The organism is Acinetobacter sp. CIP 102529 (assembly GCF_000368325.1).
Lineage (GTDB): Bacteria > Pseudomonadota > Gammaproteobacteria > Pseudomonadales > Moraxellaceae > Acinetobacter > Acinetobacter parvus.
Genome location: NZ_KB849347.1, coordinates 16,647 through 42,155, shown reverse-complemented (window position 1 = coordinate 42,155; position 25,509 = coordinate 16,647). Strand labels below are relative to the sequence as shown.

General features: G+C 40.3%; 17 protein-coding genes, 7 pseudogenes and 2 other annotated features. Of the genes and pseudogenes, 12 read left to right on the top strand and 12 right to left on the bottom strand.

The genetic code is table 11. The features are described from left to right. Nucleotides 1-3 precede the first annotated feature (3 nt). Nucleotides 4-237, top strand: a complete 234-nt coding sequence (locus tag F972_RS16140) for a hypothetical protein (RefSeq protein WP_034427958.1) — start codon at nt 4-6, stop codon at nt 235-237. Then, nucleotides 234-455: a hypothetical protein gene (locus tag F972_RS16135; protein ID WP_228127542.1), complete on the top strand. Its 222-nt coding sequence runs from the start codon at nt 234-236 to the stop codon at nt 453-455. The genes F972_RS16140 and F972_RS16135 overlap by 4 nt, the downstream gene beginning before the upstream one ends. A gap of 127 nt (nt 456-582) precedes the next feature. Here F972_RS16135 and F972_RS00685 read toward each other — a convergent pair whose 3' ends face one another. Beyond that, entirely contained in the window at nt 583-918 is a 336-nt protein-coding gene (locus F972_RS00685) for a gamma-glutamylcyclotransferase family protein (RefSeq protein ID WP_004763129.1), read from the bottom strand. Between the two features lie 13 nt (nt 919-931). Next, nucleotides 932-2,185, bottom strand: coding sequence for an MFS transporter (locus tag F972_RS00680; RefSeq protein ID WP_004763128.1), 1,254 nt, complete (start codon nt 2,183-2,185; stop codon nt 932-934). Between the two features lie 96 nt (nt 2,186-2,281). On the opposite strand from F972_RS00680, the gene F972_RS00675 reads away from it, so the two are divergent. Beyond that, nucleotides 2,282-3,193 (top strand): LysR family transcriptional regulator, encoded by a 912-nt coding sequence (locus F972_RS00675; RefSeq protein WP_004763126.1) that lies wholly within the window; start codon nt 2,282-2,284, stop codon nt 3,191-3,193. A 158-nt stretch (nt 3,194-3,351) separates the two neighbouring features. Here the strand turns inward: F972_RS00675 and F972_RS16130 are convergent. Further along, nucleotides 3,352-3,588 (bottom strand): annotated as a pseudogene (locus F972_RS16130) (multidrug DMT transporter); the annotation flags it as partial. 189 nt (nt 3,589-3,777) lie between these two features. Between F972_RS16130 and F972_RS00665 the strand changes: the two are divergent. The 4 genes and pseudogenes from F972_RS00665 to F972_RS14845 form a co-directional block, all read left to right on the top strand. Then, nucleotides 3,778-4,212, top strand: a complete 435-nt coding sequence (locus F972_RS00665) for a hypothetical protein (protein ID WP_004763123.1) — start codon at nt 3,778-3,780, stop codon at nt 4,210-4,212. A 26-nt stretch (nt 4,213-4,238) separates the two neighbouring features. Next, nucleotides 4,239-6,734, top strand: a complete 2,496-nt coding sequence (locus tag F972_RS00660) for a hypothetical protein (RefSeq protein WP_004763122.1) — start codon at nt 4,239-4,241, stop codon at nt 6,732-6,734. Further along, nucleotides 6,721-10,497: a site-specific integrase gene (locus tag F972_RS00655; RefSeq protein WP_004763120.1), complete on the top strand. Its 3,777-nt coding sequence runs from the start codon at nt 6,721-6,723 to the stop codon at nt 10,495-10,497. The genes F972_RS00660 and F972_RS00655 overlap by 14 nt, the downstream gene beginning before the upstream one ends. Nucleotides 10,498-10,575: 78 nt before the next feature. Further along, nucleotides 10,576-11,043: pseudogene (locus F972_RS14845) on the top strand (BREX system Lon protease-like protein BrxL); the annotation flags it as partial. 37 nt (nt 11,044-11,080) lie between these two features. Here F972_RS14845 and gspS2 read toward each other — a convergent pair. Further along, nucleotides 11,081-11,509 (bottom strand): type II secretion system pilot lipoprotein GspS-beta, encoded by a 429-nt coding sequence (gene gspS2, locus F972_RS00645; protein WP_004763116.1) that lies wholly within the window; start codon nt 11,507-11,509, stop codon nt 11,081-11,083. 324 nt (nt 11,510-11,833) lie between these two features. On the opposite strand from gspS2, the pseudogene F972_RS00640 reads away from it, so the two are divergent. After that, nucleotides 11,834-12,440: pseudogene (locus tag F972_RS00640) on the top strand (IS982 family transposase); the annotation flags it as partial. Nucleotides 12,441-12,478: 38 nt separating this feature from the next. On the opposite strand, the pseudogene F972_RS14840 reads toward F972_RS00640, so the two are convergent. From F972_RS14840 to F972_RS14835, 3 genes and pseudogenes are all read right to left on the bottom strand, one after another. Beyond that, nucleotides 12,479-13,712, bottom strand: a pseudogene (locus tag F972_RS14840) (IS3 family transposase). Further along, nucleotides 13,321-13,437: a sequence feature (AL1L pseudoknot), on the bottom strand. It overlaps the preceding pseudogene by 117 nt. Before the next feature lie 128 nt (nt 13,713-13,840). Beyond that, complete coding sequence (locus F972_RS15975) at nt 13,841-14,014, bottom strand: hypothetical protein (RefSeq protein WP_004763108.1); 174 nt, start codon at nt 14,012-14,014, stop codon at nt 13,841-13,843. Between the two features lie 289 nt (nt 14,015-14,303). Then, nucleotides 14,304-14,534 (bottom strand): LlaJI family restriction endonuclease, encoded by a 231-nt coding sequence (locus F972_RS14835; protein WP_228127543.1) that lies wholly within the window; start codon nt 14,532-14,534, stop codon nt 14,304-14,306. 144 nt (nt 14,535-14,678) lie between these two features. On the opposite strand from F972_RS14835, the gene F972_RS15670 reads away from it, so the two are divergent. Beyond that, nucleotides 14,679-15,260 (top strand): hypothetical protein, encoded by a 582-nt coding sequence (locus F972_RS15670; protein WP_004763104.1) that lies wholly within the window; start codon nt 14,679-14,681, stop codon nt 15,258-15,260. 749 nt (nt 15,261-16,009) lie between these two features. On the opposite strand, the gene F972_RS00615 is transcribed toward F972_RS15670, so the two are convergent. From F972_RS00615 to F972_RS15665, 5 genes and pseudogenes are all read right to left on the bottom strand, one after another. After that, nucleotides 16,010-17,155 carry a porin family protein gene (locus tag F972_RS00615; RefSeq protein ID WP_004763102.1) on the bottom strand — a complete coding sequence of 382 codons (1,146 nt, stop codon included), beginning with the start codon at nt 17,153-17,155 and terminating at the stop codon, nt 16,010-16,012. 193 nt (nt 17,156-17,348) lie between these two features. Further along, nucleotides 17,349-18,644, bottom strand: a complete 1,296-nt coding sequence (codA, locus tag F972_RS00610) for a cytosine deaminase (RefSeq protein WP_004763100.1) — start codon at nt 18,642-18,644, stop codon at nt 17,349-17,351. A gap of 10 nt (nt 18,645-18,654) precedes the next feature. Continuing rightward, nucleotides 18,655-19,872: a PucR family transcriptional regulator gene (locus F972_RS00605; protein ID WP_004763098.1), complete on the bottom strand. Its 1,218-nt coding sequence runs from the start codon at nt 19,870-19,872 to the stop codon at nt 18,655-18,657. After that, entirely contained in the window at nt 19,869-21,146 is a 1,278-nt protein-coding gene (codB, locus tag F972_RS00600) for a cytosine permease (protein ID WP_004763097.1), read from the bottom strand. Before codB ends, F972_RS00605 begins: the two co-directional genes overlap by 4 nt. Before the next feature lie 608 nt (nt 21,147-21,754). Beyond that, nucleotides 21,755-23,051, bottom strand: a pseudogene (locus F972_RS15665) (site-specific integrase); the annotation flags it as partial. Between the two features lie 100 nt (nt 23,052-23,151). On the opposite strand from F972_RS15665, the pseudogene F972_RS00585 reads away from it, so the two are divergent. From F972_RS00585 to F972_RS00570, 3 genes and pseudogenes are all read left to right on the top strand, one after another. Further along, nucleotides 23,152-23,313: pseudogene (locus F972_RS00585) on the top strand (helix-turn-helix domain-containing protein); the annotation flags it as partial. Nucleotides 23,314-23,361: 48 nt separating this feature from the next. Further along, nucleotides 23,362-24,581 (top strand): IS3 family transposase gene (locus F972_RS00575; protein ID WP_155756555.1). Its coding sequence is split into 2 segments (ribosomal slippage): nt 23,362-23,638 and nt 23,638-24,581, totalling 1,221 coding nucleotides; the frame shifts between segments, so codons are not numbered across the junction. Then, nucleotides 23,637-23,753: a sequence feature (AL1L pseudoknot), on the top strand. (Overlaps the previous gene by 117 nt.) Before the next feature lie 41 nt (nt 24,582-24,622). Further along, nucleotides 24,623-25,504: pseudogene (locus F972_RS00570) on the top strand (IS481 family transposase); the annotation flags it as partial. Nucleotides 25,505-25,509: the final 5 nt, after the last annotated feature.

Below are 25,509 nucleotides of genomic sequence, written 5' to 3'. Positions count from 1 at the left end.
GTTTTGTCGTGGGGGGGGGATGATGCTAATTTACAGCAGCTTGCTCAGCAACTCGAATTGCGAGGAACACGTTTTGTTAAACGCTTGAATGTTACTATTGCATCGCATACCGTATGTATGGATGCTGCAGTTCAGCCGTATCGGCAAGTTTTACAGCAGCAAGATTTTGCTCGTTTATGCACGGCCATGATTAGTGGTTCGGGTGGACATAAGTTTTTAAGACCACAGATGCAGTGAACGCGCTAATTCACCAAATGAATCATGCGATTAATTGGGATGCCTGTTTAAGTGCAATACAAGAAAATCAGCCTGATGTCGTGTTAGAAATTGGGCCGGGCAGCGCCTTAAGTAAAATGCTATTAGAACGCAATCCAAATTGTATCGTACGTGCGGTAGATGATTTTAAAAGTTGGTCTGGATTGCAGGCATGGTTAGAAAAACAGAACTTTGCATGAATTTGATAATGCATATCAAGGATTCAAAAATTAGCGGTACTTGAATATTAGGAATAACATTCAAATACCGCACAATTTTTCGATGTATGCACAACATTTATACGCTAACGATATGATGTCATGCTTTTTATGTATTTGGGTTTAACGCATAAACATAAGCCTGTTGTATTTGCCCATTTTCTAAAGTGACTTCAGTTAAAACACGCTGATATTCACTTCCTTCAAACTCATCTAAGCTGTTCCACAACGTATTTAATTGCTCTGAACTAAATATATATCCATCAACAGTTTGTCCATCTGAATTCAGCATCAGCCCAGGAAAGCCAAGTTCTGCTCCCCAACCTGCTTCCTTAAGCAAACCTTTCACAGAGCCTTTGCTCCATGTACCAGCAATCACTTCTAAAATATGAGCATTGGGTTTGTTTGGCCCTAAAGTACCGTAGACAAATAAGTGTTGTTGCATGATGTAGATGTTCCTAATGGGTAACAGATGGAGAATGAAGCGGTTTTATTGAAAAAATAATGATGAGTGCAATTAGAATCAGAAAAATATTTAATATAACGATGCCATTCCAGCCATGGCTTTGCCAGATATTTCCGCCATACGCACCTACAATGCTTGAACCTAAATAATAAAAAAGCAGATACAAGGAAGTGGCATGACCTTTATTGGATGTCGCGAGTTCTCCAACTCGACTGCTGGCAATGGCATGGGCAATAAAAAAGCCAGTGGTCACACAGCCAATCCCGAGAATAATCAAAAACAACGAGGCAGAAAGGGTAAGTAGCACGCCTAAGAGCATGCATGAAAAGCCCAGGATCATCATCTGCTTTTTGCCTATTCGGTCTGCGATATTGCCTGCAATCGAAGAGGAAATAATACCCAAACTATAAGATAAAAAAATGAGGCTAATCTGGGTTTGGCTTAAATGATACGGTGCTGCAAACAGTCTGAAGGTCACATAATTAAACAGAGTGACAAATATACTGGTGAGTAAAAAGCTAATCCCATAGATTTTTAGCAAGCGGATATGACTCAAGTGTGCATACCATGCATGTAGATGGAACTTAAAAGAGAGACCTTGCTGGGCAATGAAATTTCGTGAATTGGGTAAGAGTTTCAAAAAACCAAACGCACAGAACAGACAGATACCGCCAAGAATGGTCATGGAAATACGCCATGAGAAAAACTCGGTCAAAATACCCATGCCAACACGTCCCATCATGCCGCCAAATGCTGTACCTGCAATATACAGCCCCATGGTTTTACTTAAATTTTTAGGACTAATTTCTTCTGCAATCCAAGCCATGGCAACAGCGGGAACTCCACCTAGAACAAAACCCTCTAAGCTTCTTGAAAGCATGAGAACATGCCAACTCGGTGAAACCGCGCATACCACATTGAGTATAGAAGCCAAAAGCATAGAGAAAAACATGAGGCCTTTTCTGCCCAATGTTTGTGAAAAGGCACTGGATAGCACGATCGACATAGCCAAAAAGCCTGTGGTTAAGGACAGTGCTAGAGCACTTGCACTGGGTGCAATATGGAAGCTCTGACTTAAGTTCGGTAGTAAGGGTTGTACGCAATAAATCAGTGAAAAACTGGCAAAGCCCAACAAAAATAGCGCCATGCCCGCTCTTTTATATTCAACTGTACCTTGGCTAATGGTCTGCGGAATCGGCTGTTGAGGGGTAGACCAATCTGCTTCTAATGAAGAGCTCAGTTTCATGACTTGGCTGATTTAAAATGGAGAGAAGCTTTATTTTAAGAACTATACTTGTATATGTATAATATATATAAATCAATAATGGTATAGCTTTAATATATGGAACTGCGCAATATTCAATATTTTATTGCTATCGCGGAAGAGCAAAGTTTCTCTAAAGCAGCCTTGCGTCTTGGCATAAGTCAGCCGCCGTTGAGTATGCAAATTAAAAAATTGGAAAGGGAAATCGGTGTAGAACTTTTTTATCGTTATTCGCATGGTGTAGCTCTGACACCAGCAGGAGAAACTTTTCTTAAAATGGTTTTGCCCGTTCAGAACCAACTGAAAAATGCGGTGAAATTGACCCAAAGTACGGCCAATGGCGAATTGGGAGAACTAAGACTCGGCTTTACAGGCACCTCAATTTTAAACTCTTTGATTCCAACTGTCATTCAAGCATTTCAACAGCAATATCCTCAGGTGAATTTGGTATTAAAAGAAGCCAATTCTTTGATTTTGATTGAAAGTTTATTGAATAATGAATTAGACATTGCAATTGTACGACCACCTGCACAGTATCCTAAAGCCATTACGATTCGTAATTTGATCGATGAAAAATTGATTGCTGCCTTGCCGATTCAATATCCAGCAGAAGATGAGGTGGTAGATTTGGCAGAATTTAAGCATGAGAGCTTCATTGTCTCTCCACCAGAGGTGAGTGCGGGGCTGTATGCCGCGATTTTAAATAGCTGTCAACAGCATGGCTTCTCGCCTAAAATTGGACAGCAAGCCCCTCAGATTGTTTCAATTTTATCGTTGGTTGCGGCGAATTTGGGCATTTCTTTGGTGCCTGAGTCCACCCAACAGCTCAAAATTGAAGGGATTAAATATAAATACCTGAAGAATAAGACCGCTACGATTGGACTCGGTATTGCATTCAAGGCGGATTTGCATAGCCAACCTGTAATCAACTTTTCCAGTTTATTGAATAGTATTGTGAGGCAGCATCATCATTTAAAAGGTTCACTGTAATTCACTCTATGTCATTTTAAATATGAAGTGTCAGCACCTAACTCGCGGAGTCAAATAGCCATTTAAATAAGAACAGAAAGTCAGTTCTCGATTCAGCACCAAAGCATGCCTAGACGGCTAAATTTAAGTAATCTAGAGGAAAGTATGCTAAAAAATGCCTATATCACTAATTTACGATTCTTTTTAAAGCTGCGTAATCCTTCAAGCATGAGGGTAAAAACTGCGAGCCAAATGGCGATATAGGTTGGCCATTCTGCTGAAGTAATGCGTTCCCCTAAGGCGATTGAAACCGCCACTAACAATATCGGTTCAACATAAACCAACAGCCCAAATAAGCTTAAGTTCAAATGCGGGGCAGACAAGGATTGAAATGCTAAAGCCGATGCACTAATAACACTAAATATAAAAAAAGTGGAATAACACATTTATGAAAATATTCTACAGAATTATACACACATTAAGAATACTATTTATCTGAATAATAACATTTTTTAAATTAATTTCTATTGGAATATAAATTACTTGAAAAGTAAAATAAAAAAATGATAAAACTACTTGTAGGTTAGTTGTTGGTCATTTTTAGCATGATTTTTGGTCAGTCCGCAAGTAATACCGCTCTTTTCGTGTATCAATTTATACTTCCGTTTGCAACTGAAACTGCAAAAGTGATCAGGCTCAAACAGCAGGTGAAGAGCCTACTCAAACAGAAGCCGGGCAAGCACAAGGGCAAACAGCAGGAATTTAAAAAACTTTACGTCAAGATCTGGAAGCAGATAATTGAGATTTTAAAAACAGATTGGGCGCTACGTGCATCTGTACATTACATACCGCAACTGCAGCTGATTCGTGAGCTTGATAGCTATATTGATCCAGAAGTGCAGCCAGACGCTCTAGGGCAAGCAAGACCCTTTAGTGGATTTTTTTTTACAACGTTATTTGGGCTACGCAATACTGATACTAAACAACAAGTGATAGAAATCCTAGAAATGAAGTATCAGGTGAATTCTCGTATTGAATAAAAATATTACATTGTGAGTCATGAAACGTGGCAGAAGTACAATCTTTAAAAAGCTATTTGCAATCGCATCCAGTTGCAGAATTAAATACAGTGAATCCTAATTTGAACGAGCAGCTGCGGATCAATTTCGCTATCTTGTATTTGCAATTGCAGCACACGGTGATAGGCACAGAATTTTCTGCCTTGAATCTCGATGAAACTCGCTTGATCGAACAATTGAAAATCAATGCCGCTCAAGTTTATAGCTCGATCGTGAATGCTCGACAACTGGGCACTGATTATCTATTTGCTGCGTTTACTTATTTTGCTGCTCGAGGGTCTAAAGAGTTGGATGAAACCAACTATTTACACTTACAAGTTAGCTATTTCTTTTACACGCAATACTTAGCGATGTGTCAGTTAGAAGGTTCAAACGCCAAACAAAAAGAAATCTGTGATTTGTTGCGTTACATTTCTAAGCCGTTGGTGGAGCCTGATGCGAAAAAGAAAGAGGAAAGTCCTGAAGCAAGTGACAGTCGACGCTTACTGCAATGTTGTTTAGATTTTATGTTGAAACCGGTGGAAGCTGATGGGTCAATCTATAAAAAATGGACGGAATTTATTCAGGGATTTGTCTTAACAGGAAGTAAGTTCACGAGTTACTTGCGCGCACTGACTATTATTTTTAAGCGTTTGGCTGATAAAAAAATTGTGCATCGGAAAATCAAAAAGAAAACACAAAGAAAGCGAAGACTGCAAAGAATTAAAGCTAAAAAATTTAAGAATCCAGAGTTCAAAAAGCGGAGAGTTAAAAAGTTAAAACCTATACCTGATTGGCCCTCTGATCAAGAAATCGAAGCGCAATATCAACTGAAGCAAGAGATAGACTTGCCTGATATTCCGATTGATCTTAGCGCTGACCCTGAGGACGTATTAGATGATGAGGGCGAGACAACCAAGATTGAGCAGGGGTGGATGATCTACACCCCTGATCCAGGGACAGCTCGCTTTTTAATGGCCACGAACGAATGTACGACACATATGGTGCGACATCGCCAACGTCGTCTGCAACCGTTGGTGACCAATACTTATTATATGAGTCAGGATGTCATCAAGCATCTGTTTTACCTGTTGAATGGTGAACTGAATAGCCAAGACCAAGGTGATGCAGCTTTGGCTGCCGCCTGTTTGCTTAGCTTAAGTAGTGGCTTGTCACCGATTGCTTTGCTCAACTATGAACAACTGATCGAACAAGGCATAGTGTTACAAACGGGAAGTGACAAGAACCCTGAATATCGGGTGAAACTGTATTTAGATATTAGTCAGCAAAAGATTGAAAGTTTAAAGTCCTATCAGTTGAATCATAGCGTGTCTCATGAGCTTTACCTGTCGAGCAGCTGGTTTGATTATCTGCATTTTTATCATGATACGGCAGCTGTGACAGTGCAAGAAATCAATCAATATCTAAAAAAATGCACAGCAGGACAACAGCTCGGTTCGATCACCGTGGAAAAGTTACAGGCACAGCTGTATTTCCATGTTTTTCATCAAACATTTAATGAATATATAGCTCATGTACTGTCACGCAAAGACAGTTTTCATTATCTTCCCGGCAGCTTTTATGGTGGCGTTGCCAAAAAGGAATTGAATGAGAAGTACCGGATTTATCTGAAGACCCTCAACAGACCTGAAAAAGAAAATACCGAGATCAAAATCATTGAGCAGCAGTTTGAAACCTTGACTGAAGCAGAAGCTAGTGACCGGCTGGGTAGTCAGTTGGCCCTGACCCCAGATTTTGTCCGCAATTTCTTTCAGCAACTGCGCAATGTCTGTCATGAGAAAATTCAGTTGCATCAGCATCTGATTGAACGGATCAATGCCTACAGTTTGTGGATATGGCATATCAGCTTGTTATGTTTAACAAGACGACCGCAAGAAGATTTACTAGGGGCGTTCAGTGCTTACGATTTGGATTTAAAATTGTTGTACATCAATGATAAAAAAAATAGTCAGTCCCGGATTGATGGACGTTATATTCCTTTAGCCAAGTTTTTTATCCATGCCCTCCAGGATTATCTAGAGTTCTTAAATAGTGTTGTTAGCCGCTATGCTGAACTGCTGAAATTTGTATTCAAGAAACAGATTACCCTCGAGGATCTGTTTGGCAAGGTGGTGGTCTATCCAGAAAGCCTGCCTGTGACAGCTCAAGCATGGGCTAGTCCTAAAATAAGGATCAGGTCATTGAGTCGTGCTTGGGTGAATGAAGAGCTGTCCCGGTATTCCGTACAGCTTATTTATAATAACTGGCTGCGTCATTTTTCGATGAATATGCTGATGGATCAGGGCGTAGCATTTAACGTCATTCAAGCCTTATATGGGCATGATCAACGTGATCAGGAGTTGTTTTATCGTTATTCCTCGGCTTCCCTGTCTCAATATATGCGTCATGTCACTCAGGGGATTGATGAGATGATCAAGAGTTTGCAGATTGAGCATGTATCCAGTCCGAAGGCAGAAAAGGATCAAACACATGGCCAAGAGTGAGGTAATTGCTACGCAGATTCGTGAGCTAGTCGAATCTATTTTTCAGGAAATGCTTAAGGTTATAGCGGGTCGCAAGGCATCTTCGCCAGGGATTGATCGCCAAATTGAGAGCGTCTGGCTAGATTTTCAGGTAGATCTGAAAGACTTTTTTAAACAGAATCATCTGACAACAGCTCCTCTCAGAGCTCCATATTTACAGCAGAGTGAAGCCTATTTTTTTCAGCTAAAAGAGGATTACCTGAGTGCGTCAAAACAGGCCTATCCAATCAAAATCCCATCTCTGATCTATGATGAGATTAACCAGAGAGTTGATACAACTTTTCAACAGATGTTGCAGGTGATTTCACAACATCAGGGTAATCTGGTTGAGATTGACAGTCAAATTGAGCAAATCTGGGCAAGTTTTCAGGAAGAACTTCAGCAGTTTTTAAAGGACAAAAAGATTGCTACGGTGGCACTGAGAGCTCCTTATCTGCAATGGGCTGAAGACTGTTTGGTTAAGCGTAAAGAAGCTTACGAGAATGCTTCGGAACAGGCTTATCTGATTAAGATCCCTGCAACCGTTTATCACCAGATTACCCTACAGGTACGCTATATTTTTCAAAACATCGAGACGGTCATTGAAGGACAGACGGAGAGTAAGCCTGAGATCGATGACCAGATTGTCCGAATCTGGGGAAATTTTTCCAAAGGATTAGATGCATTCTTAAAGAATAAAAACTTCACAACACGTACCCAGCGCAAGCCGTATATCAAACATAGTGAAGCTTGTTTTGTAGCGTGTTTGGAGCAGTATCAGAAGCAGGAAAAAGAGCCTTATCCAATTAAGCTGCGTCCGACGACCCTTTTTTCTGATCCGCCACCGCGACAGCTTCTTAGTAGTGAAGCCAGATTGCGTTTGGGGCAGCAGCATTTTCATATTGTCAGAGGACTGAAGGCCTATTGGCGTAGCGATGCACTGCAGTTAAAAACAGCACAACAGTGTTGGGGGAATCTGTATTTAAGCCTGATTTATTGTTCCGGTTGCAGTGATCTGACTCAGCTAGTCGCGATCGGGAATCGCTTGCTAGAGAACGGTTGCGAGCCTCAGTTAGCCTATTCAACACTCTATCGCAATGACTATAAAAAAACCATTAATCCGCTCATTCTCACTTATCGCATGCAACACCGGTATTACGGCAATGAAATTGAAGGCAAGACGATGTATCAGTGGCGGCATGTCTGGTTTAATCCTTATGCACAAATGTGTTTATACGTCATCGAACAGCAAGGAGTGGTGTTGCAACCGCAGTGTCCGCGTGCGGTGCTGGAAGCGATTCTGAGTATCTTTGAGGATCTGAAAAAACAGCTCAAGTTGTCTGAACAGATTACAGCATTAAAAAAGCTATTGCGATGCCAGGATCAGGAGCTCCTGAAGATCACGGCACTAAAACCCTTTCAGCATGTCAATCTGGCTCTGGAAATCAATTCGGACCTGAGCCTGGATATGTGTTTAAGTGAAGTGTTACGCAATCACTTGAAGACCGTATCTTTAACCGCAACTGACCAGGGGATTTCCTGGTTCAATCCATTGATATCCGCGGATGATCGTTCTAAACAGCAACATGAGCTTCTACCGTTAGAGACTGAAACAGCCAAAGCTGTGGCCATCACAGCCCACCAGCAACTGAAAGAAATACCATTTGAGTTGGAATTTTTTGAAAAGGAACGAGGTAGGATAGAACAAGATCAGCAAAACCAAAGACAACGTCATCAGCAGCAGTTTCAGCAATGGCGCAATATTCGAACCCGACTGCAGGAAAAGAATGTCTTAGCGGGTGACAATTACAAAGAAAAAAACCTCATTGAAGCGCAATTGAGAATTTTGGCTTGGATCTTTCATTTGCAAAGAAGAAACGTCAAATTGAGCAGCATCAAGCGTTATCTGAACAGTTTTGCGAAAGATTATTTCTTTCATCTGTATTTATATGACGATGATCTGCAACAGATGAATGCCGAGGACTATGAGCAATTGTATGTTTCTATCTTGAACGGGATAGATGAACGAGCTGAAGCACAGCGTGAATCGACAGAATCGCGTAACCAGGGACGGGCAAAATTTGCTCTTGATCGGTTAAAAGATTTTCATGCTTTTTGTCAGGAAAAATATAAGGGTGTTGTACCAATAGTCGACAGTTTTAAATACCCTGATTTTCAGCGTATCCAGTTCTGCCAGGCCAAGCTCATCAGTCCACGATTGTTTAATCAATTTAAACAACGGCTCATCAAGAAAATAGAGACCCTTTCTACTGAAAAAGAAAAAGTCCATCTGCGACTGTTGTTACTGATGTATGTGCTGGCCTATCGTTTAGGATGTCGTCTCAATGAAATTCGCTGTCTGACATTGGGGGAAATTATTTGTCCGCAACTGCTGTGGAGAGATGATCCGCTTCATGCAGAGGTCGCTATTCGCATCAGCTTAAAAAACAATGTTTATCGACGATTGAAAAGCCAAAATGCACAGCGTCAACTCGACCTGAACGCTGTATTACTGGATGATGAACTGCGAGCAGTGAAATGCTATCTTTTGCATTGTTTACAGCAGCCGAATCTTAAGGAGGCAAATAGGCAGCTGGTTTTTGAGATTGGCGGAGAAATTCTCAGCGAGACGTATATCACTCAAATGACCCGACTGCTGTTTGATGAAATTATTGGCCCAGCTCATGGTTTTACCTTCCACAGTTTCCGTCATAGTGCTGCAAATCATCTGGCAATTGTCTGGTTGGGTTCAAAAAAAATGGTGATGACCTATACCGATTACACTTGGCAGCAAGCCAACTCAATGCGGAAACATCTGCTTGGAGAAGCAGCAATGAAGCATGAAGTGGTGGTTCAGCATAAATGGCGTTTACTCGCTGACTGGATGGGGCATAGCTCTATTGAACAAACGGCCTCTCACTATTTACATAGTCTGGATCTGCTGGCGATTGATAGAATTTACGATACGCCCTGTGAGGTTCATCCCTCTATTTTCAATAGGTATTTCAATCGTAAAGCAACAGAAGTAGTGGATCTGAATCGAGACCGCAAATACCTACAGGAATTTAAGCCTGATGGTAAAGTGTTGGGTATTGATCAGAAGGTACAATCGTATCCAATACCCAAAATGCAATTCGAGCTGAAGCCATTGTCTTACAAGGTTGTCTACCAGTATCTCAACACATATCAAAATGTAGAAAATCAAGCATCTGATACAGCGGATCACCTACATATTTGGGTTAAGCATGCGCTTTGGTTGGCTGCGAAATGGCAAGTCCGTCGATTCCAACAGTCAGACTGGAAACTGGATTGTGAATTATCGAACCCGGACAATAATTTACGTAAGCTTTATGATCTACAGGTCAACAGCCAAGTAAAGCCCAAGATATTACAGCAATTTACTGCATTTAAGGATCATTTCAAAGAGCAGAAAGTGCTGTCGGCTTTAATGGTTTTGATTGAGCATGGTAAACTCAGAAGAAATAAGTTTAGTTTTCAATGTCGTCTTGATGCCGAGAAAAAGCCAAAAATGGATTGGGATATGCAGACCTTTATTGAGGGGATGCGACTGTTGTTACCGGAAGATGTGCAATTGAAATATGAGAACTATCCGGTTGATCACACGAAAAAAAGCCGTGAGATTCAGGTGTGTTTTATGGATCAACAAAGCCAACAAAATATTACTTCATTCCTTGCATTTGATTTGCTACTAGTAGCCGTACAGCATCCTTCCTTGTGCGAATAGCCTAAGCGTATATCTTTCAATCTAAGCGTTTCAAGCCTTTGTTTTATAAAAATCGGATTTACCAAGCATAGGCTTAGAAAGAGTCATATTTATAAAGAATACTCATCGAACAGTATTTTGGTCTCGGGTGGTTAAACAATGGTCGCCAACTTGTTATACAACATGAGCGGTCGCCGTATTAGCCTACTCGTACTTTGGGGTATAGCTGCCTTTGATGAAGTAGCTGGTATCCCTTTAAGTACAAAGATGGTGTAAAGATTATGAAGGACTATATGACCACAGGTTCTTTTGCGCGTAGTCGGGAACAGCGGAAGAAGATTAGTGGCATAGAATTCTATGGCGTGCATTTAAGCTACATTGATAATGACAAGTTTGAAGAGTATTTTGTTTCGGTTAAAGAGCAGGGTGGTATTGGACTAATTTCAGATGGTCCAGCGAAACCAAGCTTCCTGCATACCATTACACAGTAACAAAGGCATGCTGAGTTTGTACCGCTTAGAACTTCAAGTGACCAAAGGTTCAGAAAAACTTGTGACATCAGGTCTGTGGAACTCAAGCCGTACCAAAGAGTAGGTGAAAATGTTTAACAATTATAACTATCAACAACTACTCTAGTAATAATTCTCCCATCGTTTCCAGTATATGTATAAGTATATTTAAAACCGGCATCAATAAGCATTTTGGTTGCCTGACTTTGGCATACATTATAATTTATATTTTCTTTTGCATATTCTTGTAGAATATGTGGGTTAACATGATCAGACGCATAGTTAACTAAAGTCATATTAATTGTAATTGTTTTATACAATGCCATTACACTCATCATTTTTGTTTCTTCATCCAAAAGAATCGGGGTTTGCTCATTCAATTCTTTAGCAAGCTTCTTAAAAAGAATCATAAGAAATTCATCACGTTCTTGTTTAGATTCAAAATTTCCATTAGCATCTAAAGCATATGAATAGCTACCTAAAAAAGAAAAAAATATAAAAAATATAATTTTAGAAAATTTCATATTAATACCTTATAACTCTCGCATGAAAGACCTAATTAACCTGGATTACGGATAAGAAATAAGCTTGAAGAAGCGTTTGAAAAGGCACCGTTGCCCCCTAGAATGATAAGCTAACCCAGTTTTAGCTAAAGGTGTAGCCTATGAATCCCTTCTATGATAGGCATTTTTAGGGTGAAGTATATCTAATCAACAATGCTCACTATTTTGGGTTAATGGCACCCACAGAACTATAGTAACCCGAATTACGGATAAGAAAAGCCCTTGAAAAAAAGGTAGTTAGAGCCATTTAGAAAGTTACGACACAACCTAAAGGCTCTAACTACCATGTACGATTTTACAGAAATTTTTTGTATTGTTGATGATTTTTCAAAAATTTGAACCCATCTATTAGCAATTTCTCAAGCAAGAAAACAAACGTCAACGTATCAGACAAACAACGCTATCTTTATCAGAAATTGTGGCTATCTCCATCTACTATAAAACATCTCAAGTACATAATTTTAAGATGTTTTTTAACTTGCTTTGTCAGTTTTAAAGCAAACTCTTTAAAGACTTGCCTTGTTATAAAAACCTGATTACCCTCATCAATCAGCACCAACTTGCTATTCATGCTTTGCTTTATGCGTTGAGACAAAAAGATGAAAGTTCATATTTATGGATTGATTCAACACCTTTACCTGTTTGTAAAAATAAAAGAATCCCTAAAGGTCATCATGCTTTAGATGAGATTGCTTCTCGTGGTAAAAGTACGATGGGCTGGTTTTATAGTTGCAAACTACACTTGCTGATGAATCAAGAGGGTGAAATTTTAAATTCAGATTTATCAAACGGACATATTGCTGATTTTAAAAAAGTTGAGGATTTAGTGAATGGCTTATCAGCAACGGTCTATGGTGATAGAGGCTACATTAGCCAACCATTGAAAGAAACTGAACCGTACCGGGTTTGTCGGAGACTTTTTTATTTAAGTTAGGCCACCTGACCTAACGGGTTAATCTTATCATAGTACATTGCTTCAAACTCAAAAGGTGATACATAACCCAGTGCACTGTGTACACGCTCTTTATTGAACCAATCTACCCAGTTTAGTGTCGCAAGTTGTACATCCGCTAAACCTTGCCAATCCGCTTTTAAATATTCAATCACCTCTGTTTTGTATAAGCCATTCACCGTTTCAGCCAAAGCATTATCGTATGAATCACCGGTCGTACCGACTGATGCTCGTAAATTTGCTGCTTCTAAACGATTGGTATAACGAATGGAAAGATATTGCACGCCTCTGTCACTATGATGAATCACGTTCTTTGGCATGCCTCGATCATGCAATGCTTGCTCCAGTGCATCGAGCACCATATCTGTATTCATACGTGTTGATACTTTCCATCCAACAATTGCTCGCGAGAACACATCAATAATAAAGGCGGTATAGACCCAGCCTGAATGAGTTTGAATATACGTGAAGTCAGCGACCTGAGAAGCATTGCTTCGCAAGGGTCAGGATGATCTGCATTAAAATTGCGTTTTACTAAGTCATCTGCTCGTTTTTGATCATCTCGGCTACGGGTGGTTTGTTTATTCTTACCACGCCAAACACCTTGTATACCTAGCTTCTGCATCAATCGAGCAACTGTACAACGTGCGATAACATAACCTTCACGTTTCAATTGTTGCCAGACCTTACGCACACCATATCGACCTAAACTTTCTTTCCAAATACGTTTGATTTGCTCTGCATGATGCAGGTCATGCAGATCCCGTTTCGCTCGATGTTCTGGGTTATCAACGAGATCTAAAGCCCGATAATAGGTCGAAGCTGCAATCGGTAAAATTCTACAAATCGCTTCAACACCATATCGATCTTTATTGTTCTGGATAAAATCCACCATTATTTGTGTGGGCGGTCGAGCTCCGCCTGGGCGAAAAAAGCGGCTGCTTTACGTAGAATTTCGTTAGCACGTTGCAGTTCTTTATTTTCACGTTCGAGTTGTTTAATACGTTCTTGATCTGAAAGTTGCTGTACTTTAATTGGGTTTTGTTTATCTAAATATTTTTGATACCAAACACGTAGAGTTTCAGGAGTACAACCTATCTTGGGAGCAATAGCGGTGATTGCAGCCCAAGTAGAAGGATAATCTTTTTCAGATTCAATCAATAATTGAACCGCTCTATCTCTGATTTCAGGGGTGTATTTTACTTTTTTCATCGGGACATTCTCTCAAGAAAAGTGGTCTCCGACAAACCCGGTACGGTTCAGGTACAGCAATTAATAAAGACAACAACATTTTTTTTAGCATACATTCCCCTCATTCATCATTTATTAAATATAAAGCACTATAAATCTTCAGCATGATCAACGATCTCTTTTAACTTATTAAGCTCTTCAATATTAGCTTTTGTAGGCTTAACTAGAGCTTTATCTACAGCCTCAGAATGAACTATTTTAGATACATCTTTAACCAACTCAGCCAGAGTTTCTAAAGCCACATCATAATCCTTATTAGTCATTTAGCCACCCTCAAATATATGGAACTAATATAACAGCTGTAAACTTCTAATCATATGCAGAAAGTAGCGGTTTCCACTTCTTTGCGACTTCAAATGACGCACTAAAATCAATTAAATAAATGTGTCTATAGGGTATACATAATCGGAACGTTCTGCACTAGACCTGGATCGCTTTAATTTAGCTGTTCCGCAAGGTTGTATTTATCAACGGAACAGTTGATTATTCAAAGTCGGCTTTTGAATGTTTATGCAACAAAGCCTATTGAAATTATAGGACTGAATAATCTTTCTAGACTAGGTTTATGCAACAAAGCCGTTCAAATATAAAAATATTTTTGATTTCTTTAAGCTCAGGATAAATGAGTTTAATCGATTTAATATAGAAAAATTGCTTAACTAAATCTGACCATCCTGGAGCATCAGTTGCTCCTGTGGTCGTATAGTATTTACTATCTATGACCCAGCAACGATTCTCATCTTTAATAAGTATATCTAAACGCATGCCCTTCTGAGTTGAGATTTCAGTTAATGATAGTTTTTACTTAAGAGGTTATTCCTCATTTATTGCTTAGTATAATGATCATAGATACTATTTAAATTGTTGTTTATATTTAATTTTTATCTGTGGCATTATTTATCTGCACCTACAACAAGATTGCATTCTATGAAGTTCAAATTTGTTTTACCTGTGCTTATCTGCTCTACACTACTAATCGGATGTAAGAATCAACAAGAAGTAGAAGTAGAAGCAAAAGATAAAGGCGTCGAGGAATTAAATAATATAGAAAATCGTTGGGTTGATACCTATGACTTAGCATCATCAACTTCTCGAATTGCTTTAGCTACTCCTGTATCGCAATTGCAAGAAGTTAAACGTGATCTACTAACTACTGAAGTAAGTGAATGTCTAAAGCCAGCAAAAGAAGCATTAAGTTCCTATATGAATATGCACATAAAGAATTTTCTTAATTTTATGGCTGATCAAGAAATTAGTAACTCAATATCAAGTCTCAAATTAGTTGAGTATTTTGCAATTAAAACAAATTGTGCAGGTGAAACTAATTCAAACCTATATTTAGTTACAGAGGCAGCGGCAGAAGTAGTAATAAATAAACGAGCAGCATTAGCATTAGCAGAAGCAAAAGCAAAAGCAAAAGCAGAACCTGAAGCAATAGCAAAAGCTGAAGCTGAATTAGACGTAGCAATAACAGCATTAGCAGAAGCAGCAACAGCGGCAACAAATTAAGTCTGATACCCCAACCTTGGCAATAGTCACCGACATAAATGATGTTAAATCTATTTAAATGTCATTAAATTAAATATATATAAAACAAATACTTGGGTTTTTAGAATTTTGGAATGTAGTTTAAGGTAGGGTAGGGTAAGCAAAAGTTGGTCACTTTTAAATTTATATAAATTCAACAATAATAACCAACATAAAACCCGCTTCTGTTTTTTATAATTTATATTTTTTACCTTTTGATAAAAATTTTTTAGCTGTGGGGTCCTGGATTTGGCAAGCAGCAATAGTCAAATGCATCGATGAGTGATTGGTCTTTATTCTTTGGTTGGGAGGGGATTTGTTGCACAAACTTGTCCGTATTGAATAGCCAATACCGGCCCAGAAACGTTTATTTTGTGTTTCTAACTCTTGATGCTGCTGTTGAATATACGCCACGACTGAGCCTAATCATTGATTCTCAACCACTTCATTTTGCTGTAGCCCGGCGAGTTTATTGAATAGGCTGTAGCCCACTAAGCTGATGTTTCTTCGCGGCTTCTTTGCATAAAATATTCTTCAAGATGCTGATTTTTAAGGATTTACTTAAGTCTTGATCCAAAAATAAATTAAACAAAATCATAGTCTTAGACATGTATGTAAAAAAGAAACTATTGGTAAAAAATGGAAAAATCACTAATTTGAAGTCGACTCTTTACATTAGAGAGTCGACTTAAACGTGATTTGCGTGATCAATCTTGGGTGAGCTAAATCAATTAGAACTGATATGCAAAGGTAATATAAAGTAACTTTTTCCAATCCCTGTCAGTTGAATTGGTAAAGGAATTGGTATTTCCACCGACAAAGGCATCATTTTTCGCCAAAATATACTCTGCATTGATGGTAATGTTTTTGTAATCTGCCTGTAGTCCAGCAATATTACGGTAGGAGTTTGGCTGCCCATCCTGTTTCATCAGACCACTGAATACGAGATACGGTTTAAATCCTTTCCAATCCTTATAACTCCACGAAGTTTTATAATCCAGATCAGCAACATAATAGTAGGCTTTATTCGCTACGTGATATTCCGTATCAAAAGAACCAAAGGTCGAATAGTCCACTCCAGCTTGCTTGTTGTCGATATCCTGATAACCGAAAGTTAAGGTTGTGTCATAAGTTGGTGTAGCCCACTGACCAAACACATTGGCATTCATGCGACTGCCGGTCTTGTTGTTATTTTTATTGTCCAAGAACGAATACCAAACTGATGAACCCAGCGTATATCCAATTGTATCCTTCTGGCCCTGATATGCATAACGCATCATCAGCATATTCTTTTCATCAATCTGGGTAGCATTGTCTGATACGCCTTCAACAAAATTGGCACTATAACGTGATGCATCATTGCTATCCCCTTTATAATTGCCGCCATCCTTTGGAAAATAGCCAAAGCTCCAAGACTGCTGATCCTGACTCAGGTCATAGCGAATCCCAATATTGTGGGTATCTTGCATGCCGATTGTATACATCATGCTTTCATAGAAACTGCTATCCCAATAGGTTCCAATCCCGAATGGAATCGGTTGTAAGCCCACGGTGATTTTCTGCTGCTCATCCAGTTGATAACCCAGATAAGCATCTGACAATGTAATCAAATCACACATTTCGTTAAATTGGACACAGCGTGCCGTAATCTTGCCATCTATCTGATCTTTCTGATAATTAAGATTGAGCCGGATATCACTGATCTGCGCTTTACTCTTTTCGCTTTCAGCATATTCTTTATATTGATAATTACCTCGTACAAAACCAGAAACCGACCAGGCTTGTTCTTCTGCATGAGTTACAGTCATTGTGGATAAAACAGCAAAAGCTAGGCCTGAAGGGATAGTCATACGGTGTAACACATTTTTTTTAAGCATAAGAAACCCCTTATCTATGCAGAACATAGACAATTTTTTGATTTAGTGATTTGGATTGCGGGTCAGGTAAATCCGGTTTAGGACAATGCCGGTTGTTTATACATCCGGATTTTGCCTACCCGCTAGATCAGTTCATCGAAAAATATCTTTCACTCGGATCAGATATTTTCAGTGTGTTGTTTTACGTATTGAATTAGACGCCAATCGCTAAACGCTGAGTTGCAGCATCCTGCTGGGAAGGTGTTGCAACAGACAATAATTGCACCTGATCTTCCTGACGCTGCATGATGATGTTGCCATGACGCACACTTAGCACCGCCTTGGCCTGATTAGCGACAACCTCATAATCATTCTTGGCATTGAACAGGATAAAGCTCGCCGGTTTTCCTACTTCGATGCCATATTGATCCCCCAGACACATGGTTTTGGCAGAATTGTCCGAGATCAGATCCAGACAGTGCTGCAGGTCTTCATAGCCCAGCATGTGACAAATATGCAAACCGGCATCCAGAATGCGTAAAATATTGCCATTGCCGACCGGATACCATGGATCACGGATCGAGTCCTGCGCAAAGCAGATGTTCATGCCAGCACGGTCAATCTCCGCCACGCGGGTCAGACCACGACGTTTTGGATAGTTGTCAAACCGGCCCTGTAAATGGATGCTTTCGGTCGGGCAGGAAATAAAGTTGATTTTTGAATGCTTCAGCAAACGGAACAGTTTATAGCAGTAGGCATTATCATAAGAGCCCATGGCTGTGGTATGACTGGCCGTGACACGCTCGCCCATGTTTCTGACCAATGCTTCATCGGCCAATACTTCCAGAAAACGTGAATTCGGATCATCGATTTCATCGCAATGAACATCAACCAGTACATTGTATTTTTCGGCCAAGTCCATCAAGTAATGCACGGAGCTCACGCCTTTGTCACGGGTATATTCAAAATGAGGAATCCCCCCGACCACATCAGCCCCCATCTGCAAGGCTTTTTCTAGCAGTTCACGGCCATTTTTATAAGATTCAATGCCTTCTTGCGGAAATGCCACGATCTGCAGATTCACCACATCCTTGACTTCATTCTTGACCTCAAGCATGGCTTGCAATCCGGTCAATTGCGGATCGGTAATGTCGACATGGGTACGCACATGCTGAATGCCATGCGCTACCAGCATGTCGATGGTCTGTTTGGCACGCTGTTTGGTATCTTCAAAGGTAATGCTGGCCTTGCGTTGCGCCCAGCGTTCAATGCCTTCAAACAGCGTCCCGGACATGTTCCATTCTGGCTCACCTGCGGTCAGTACCGCATCCAGGTGAATGTGCGGATCAACCAGTGGCGACATCAGCAACTGCTGTTTCGCATCAATAACGTCAGGTCCTTCGAGGGTTAGCAACCCGGCCTGTGGCTCAATCGCATCAATTACCCCATTGTGATAGCTGATCGTGAACAAACCGGTCTTTTTACGTAAGGTTGCATTAATAACTTTCATATTTTTCTCTCTAATCGTGGGATATTTGCCAAATTAATAAGGCAACGGAAGCATTCAAACGGAAATTGGGATTGCCCAATGATTGTCCGGTTAATGCTTCAATTTTTTGGATACGCTGGTTCATGGTATTCCGGTGAATGCCAAGCCGGGCAGCGGCCTGAACGGCATTGCCACTTTCCTTTAACCAGGCATCCAGGGTTTCAACCAGCACATAGGGCTGTTTTTTTTCAGGTTCAATCAAGCAGCCCAACGTTTCATTCATCAGTTGCTGGGTAACGGCCTTGTTCGGAATAGCCTTGATCAACCTTAATACACCCAATTCGTTATACAGGCAGACACCCGAATTGGTTTTTAAATCCGAGGCAATTTCTTGAGCCTGACAGGCCTCCCAGTAGCCACGTTGAAAGGCGATGGCAGAATTTACTTCGGTGGATAGTCCAACATACAACTTGAGATCGGATTCAGACTCGCGCAAACCGGAGACCAATGCCGACAGAGCCTGGAACCAGAAATTCAGATCCTGATCCTGCAAAGATAGAACCAAACTAAACTGCTCTCCCTGCGGAACAATAGGGAAAACCTGTTCATGCTGTTTTCTCCAGCTTTCCAGATGTTCATAACAAGCCTGTTTTTTCTGGTACAGATCATTGGTTTTGTGCTGTGCACCGCTATCCTGAAAAAATTCTTGCACATTACTCAAACGAACCACTGCCACCACATGTTGCCCTAACAAGGGTAAACCCAACTGCTGTGCACGCAACTGAATGGTTTCCAGTGATGGAAACTGGCCCAGTAAAAGCTGGCTCATCACATCTTCTGCAGACTTCTTGATTTGTGACAGTTGAACCAAGCGGGTTCCAATCACATGGGTCAGTTCCACCAGCTTGAGGTGGTAAGGCTGTTCAATCAGGGGTAATCCAATTGCATCGGCCTTTTCCAGTACTGTGGCCGGAATCTCACGAATAAAATCGGTACCGGTCAGGATCACAATACCAGCTACTTTTTTGGCAGCCGCCTGATCTAATAGATCTAGCAGGTTGGCTTCATCACGTACCTGGTTGATACCTGTAATAAATACCAGCTCACCACCTTCAATCCAGTCTGAAATTCCTTCGTTCTCAGCGACATAGAACCAGCGAACCAGACGGTGCACATGGTCGGCACCTGCCCGCAACCGCAGTTCATACAACTGTGGTAGTTCCAGCACCTCGTGCACCGTCATACTCATACTGATGGCCCTGTCATCACTTGTGCTGATTTTTCAGCCGATTTTGCTGGAAATAAACGGATCAACACCACATAACATACGGAAGCAACCGCAATTCCGACAATCGGGGCAATCCAGGGAGAGTTATACGCCACGATCGCACCGATGCTATAGGCTATCAGACCATTCCAGTTAAAATTCGGCAGCTCTACATCATTCAGCAACGGATATTGACCTTTGTAGCGAACCCAGTAATCCGCCATAATGACGCCACCTACAGGTGGAATGATCGCACCGAGTAACAACAGGAATGGCAATAACAACTCATACATGCCTGCGACAGCCAGCACAATCCCCACAATTGCAGCCAGGATCGTCATGGTTTTCCGGCGTTCGCTACGTACTAAATGGCATGCTGCTGCGGACACGTTATAGATGGTTGGGCCTTGAATGGTCCACAAGTTCATGCACAGCATAATCACTGCTGCGACAGATAGGCCTTGCAATACTAGAACCTCTACAATGTCTGCTTGTTGGTAAACAATCGCCATCCAGGCACCCGCCAAGACCATCAAGCCGTTACCAATGACAAAGCTGATCAGACATGCCCATACTGCGATCTTGCCGTTTTTCGACATACGGGTCCAGTTGGTGATTTGCGTTGCGCCACTGGCAAACGTACCAAATACGATGGTCACAGCGGTAGAGAACGTCATGGCTTCCGTTGGCTTAACAGCAGTCAAGCCCGTCCAGCCGCCAATTTCTTTGGTGGCCAATACAATTGAGGTAATGAGCAGGATAAACATCAAAGGAATTGAAACCCGTGACAGGTACTCCAATCCTTTAAAACCAACCAGTGCGGTGACCGAGAAGAGTAGACCAAACGCAACCATTAACGGGATTATCCAGCTTTCTGGCATCCCAACAATTTTCACCAGCGAAATAGCCAGTGTTGCAGTTCCCCAGGCATACCAGCCCAGTTCGGCAAACCCCAGTAAAAAATCGGAGAGTTTGCTGCCTAAATTGCCAAAGCAGAAACGTCCCATTAGTACTGTGTTTAACCCACTGCGAGCAGAAATTAAACCGAGTGATGCAGCATAGAGAGCCAGTAACAGATTACCAATTGCCGTGATCCAGAGGATGTCAACAAAATCAAATGCGACGCCAATTTTGCCGCCAGCAAACATAGTGCCGGTAAAAAAAGTAAAACTAAACAGCACCATTGCAATCGGAAACAATCCTTTTCGATTGGCTTGGGGTGTTTCGGTCAGTGGACTTTCTTCATGTGTACTCATTTTTAGCTCCAGTCTCTTGCGCTATTTTTGAATACATCTGACTTTGCAAGAGCCGTGCCGCTTTAAAATTGGGTTACTTTTAAGCAATACGCCCTTCAAAACATGTGCAACATGCACATTTACAGATATTTTTAATACATTTCTATGCCAGTTTTTTGTGCATGTTGTTGATTAAATGAGTTGATTTCGAGCAATTTCTAAGGAGTAAATATCACGAAGATTTATTGGTTGATACCTAAACACTTGAATGTAATTTCCCTTCTGGATATGTTTCGTCGATTCTTTTTGCAAAGGAGAGTGGTGGCAGTCCAAAAGATGGTTATGTGTGTCTAGAATTTTGGTAGCTATTCAGATTAATCCTCCGACTTTCCCATTAGAGGCATTACCTAAAACCTACTATAGAGTAAGCTCTTAGTGCGAAACAAATCCCTCTAATAACGCATTTGCAGAAAAGGTAAAATTAAAAATGAGTCATGGATTTAGGCTGCGCAAGAGAGGAATGAAGTAAAAGACCATGTTTTGGTCATTTGACGTAAAATCTCTTATACAAAATTGGGTTGTAAGCCCAAAATAGAAATGTCCGGTTTCTCCAAAGTAAAAATGGGAGCTTAAGGCTCCCATTTTTGTGGATTAAGTTCAAGAGTTTGTGGCCGGCCAATACAGGCTAGATGCAGACAAAATTTAAACGCTGCAAGTGCTCTGCCATCTTTTATTGAGTAAAGTTGAAGGCGAACATAATCTTCCTGCGTTGTTGGATAACCTTTAGTTTTACTGTGTGATTGAGCAAGTTTCATTAATAAAGGCTGTTTCTTAGTATCTAATGATTTGATTAAGTTTTGTCCGAGAAGATGCCAAAATTGACGTGGAAACAAGTCTTTTACCATGGAATAAAATGATTCCAATTGATCGATTTTGCCCCATCGATAGTGAATACCTGTATGAGAGGCGGTGACACGACTTAAAAATATTTCAAGCACTGCTTTAATTTGATCTGGATTCTTTTTAAATAAATTTTGAATCTTCTCAAAAAAATGGATCATTGCTGTTTGTTCTTCAGCGGTGTCGATCATGGCAGGTTTGAGGGGAGTTGACTGATGATTTATGTTGTTAAGATCAAATAATCGGGGGTTATTTTTTTGAGACTTAAGATTGCTTAATTCTTTGGCGTTTTCATACCAATAGTTAACGAGTTCGATGGGTAAACTCATTTCTAGTGATACACGCTGTGGGTCACGATGAATCTCTAGTAAATTAAGACAGTTGTAAAACAATTTAAATGAAATTTTAGACTCCTTTGTTCCAGCGAAATATTTAAAAAAGTCATGGGGGTTGAGAATTAAACGAAGCGATTTCATCCAGAATATCTTCTACATTGCTGTTTAACCAGCCAGTTTGATCGTTGAGTAAACGCTGACATAAATCATTAGAATGCTTTTCGAAACTAAATTTAGCAGAATCTTTCGCTGTATTTAAAAACTTGAAAGAAGGTTGATATCCCAGTATTTTCTTCGCCAATTGATTATCAATGTCTGGGTGATATTGCAGTATTTTACGTCCAGCGATCAGGTAGCTTAAATGGATATAACTTTTAAAGGTCTCAGTAGGATCAATATGGCCTAGTAAATGGGCAATAATAAACCAATGATGTTGACCATGTGAATTGCGGAGTATCTCTGCTCGAATAGATTGATATTCTTCTTCGGTGTAATCCGTCAGATTTTTTACAAGTGGAGTGTAATCAGAATTGAGAAGAACTGATAGGTGATTTGCTGCAGTGTGTCGGAACGAATGGAAAGAATAATCATGATAATCAAAAAGCTCATTCATAATCATTTTAAAAGGTGTAGTCACTGTATGCTTGTTAAGTTTTGTGTTCTCATTCCAATTGCGAAATAAGGATAAGTTGTATTAGTTCAGACTTGATCGTACATTCTTCTTGAAAAAGAGAAAGTTACCCATTTTGATAAAGGTGTCGAAATCTTAATCAAACAAAGGTAACTTTCTTATGTTGCATACTAACAATCAAATCATTAAACACAAAGTAGGTCTGCTTAATTTAGCTGAAGAGCTTCAGAATGTATCCAGAGCATGCAAAGTGATGGGGGTTTCAAGAGATACATTTTATCGCTATCAGGAATTAGTGAAGTCTGGTGATATTGACGCACTGAACCGTACCGGGTTTGTCGGAGACCAAGCTTTCTGAGAGAATGTCCCGATGAAAAAAGTAAAATATACCCCTGAAATCAGAGAAAGAGCGGTTCAATTATTGATTGAATCCGAGAAAGATTATCCATCGAATTGGGCTGCGATCACCGCTATTGCTCCCAAGATAGGTTGTACTCCTGAAACTCTACGTGTTTGGTATCAAAAATATTTAGATAAACAAAACCCAATTAAAGTACAGCAACTTTCAGATCAAGAACGTATTAAACAACTCGAACGTGAAAATAAAGAACTGCAACGTGCTAACGAAATTCTACGTAAAGCAGCCGCTTTTTTCGCCCAGGCGGAGCTCGACCGCCCACACAAATAATGGTAGATTTCATCCATAACAATAAGGCGTTATATGGTGTTGAGGCGATTTGCAGGATTTTACCGATCGCGGCTTCTACCTATTATCGAACACTAGATTTCGTTGAAAACCCAGAACATCGAGCAAAGCGAGATCTACATGACTTGCATCATGCTGAACAAATTAAACGAATTTGGAAGGAAAGTTCAGGTCGATATGGTGTGCGTAAAGTTTGGCAAAAATTGAAACGTGAAGGCTATGTTATTGCTCGCTGTACAGTTGCTCGATTGATGCAAAAACTAGGTATACAAGGTGTTTGGCGTGGTAAGAATAAACAAACTACCCGTAGCCGAGAGGATCAAAAACGAGCAGATGACTTGGTGAAACGCAATTTTAGTGCTGATCATCCTGACCAGCTATGGGTCGCTGACTTCACGTATATTCAAACAAATTCAGGCTGGGTTTATACTGCATTTATTATTGATGTCTTCTCACGAGCAATTGTTGGATGGAAAGTATCGACACGGATGAATACAGATATGGTGCTCGATGCACTTGAGCAAGCGTTACATGCTCGAGACATGCCAAAGAATGTGATTCACCATAGTGACAGAGGGGTTCAATATCTTTCCATTCGCTATACCAATCGTTTAGAAGCAGCAAATTTACGAGCATCAGTCGGTACGACCGGTGATTCATACGATAATGCTTTGGCTGAAACAGTGAATGGCTTATACAAAACAGAGGTGATTGAATATTTAAAAGCAGATTGGCAAGGTTTAGCGGATGTACAACTTGCGACATTAAATTGGGTAGATTGGTTCAATAAAGAGCGTGTACATAGTGCACTAGGTTATGTGCCACCTTTTGAGTTTGAAGCAATGTACTATGATAAGATTAACCCGTTAGGTCAGGTGGCCTAACTTAAATAAAAAAGTCTCCGACAAACCCGGTACGGTTCACACTGATTAATAAGTCCCGTCGAGTACCAAATTTAAAAAACCGTGTAGATGATACTACTGAACAGGCTGTTATTGATTTCGCAATTCAATATCCCGCATATGGTCAGCACCGTACTAGTAATGAATTACGCAAGAAGGGTGTATTCGTTTCAGGGAGTGGGGTTCGCTCTATATGGCTTCGTCATGATTTAGAAAACTTTAAAAAGCGATTAAAAGCCCTTGAAGTGAAAGTGGCTCAAGAAGGAATTGAGTTAAATGATCATCAGATAGCAGCGCTTGAACGCAAGCATGAGGATGACGTTGCTTGTGGTGAAATAGAAACAGCTCATCCTGGTTATCTAGGAGCACAAGACACCTTTTATGTTGGGAATCTCAAAGGTGTTGGACGGATCTACCAACAAACATTTATTGATACTTATAGCAAGGTTGTTCATTGCAAGCTCTACACAACTAAAACACCGATTACCGCAGCGGATTTGCTGAATGACCGTGTATTACATTTCTATCAATCTCAGAATTTACCAATGCTTCGCATTCTTACAGATAGAGGCACTGAGTATTGCGGTAAGGTGGAACAACACGATTATGAGTTATATCTAGCAGTGAATGATATTGATCACACGAAGACAAAAGCTGCATCACCACAGACAAATGGGATCTGTGAACGCTTCCATAAAACAATATTACAGGAGTTCTATCAAATTACGTTTAGGAAGAAGCTTTATAGCTCATTGGATGAATTACAAGTTGATCTAGACGATTGGCTGAAATTCTATAATACTGAACGAACTCATCAAGGAAAAATGTGTTGTGGTCGCACACCATTTGAAACTTTACTTGATGGAAAACGGATTTGGGCTGAGAAGAATTTAGCTCAAATTTAACCTGA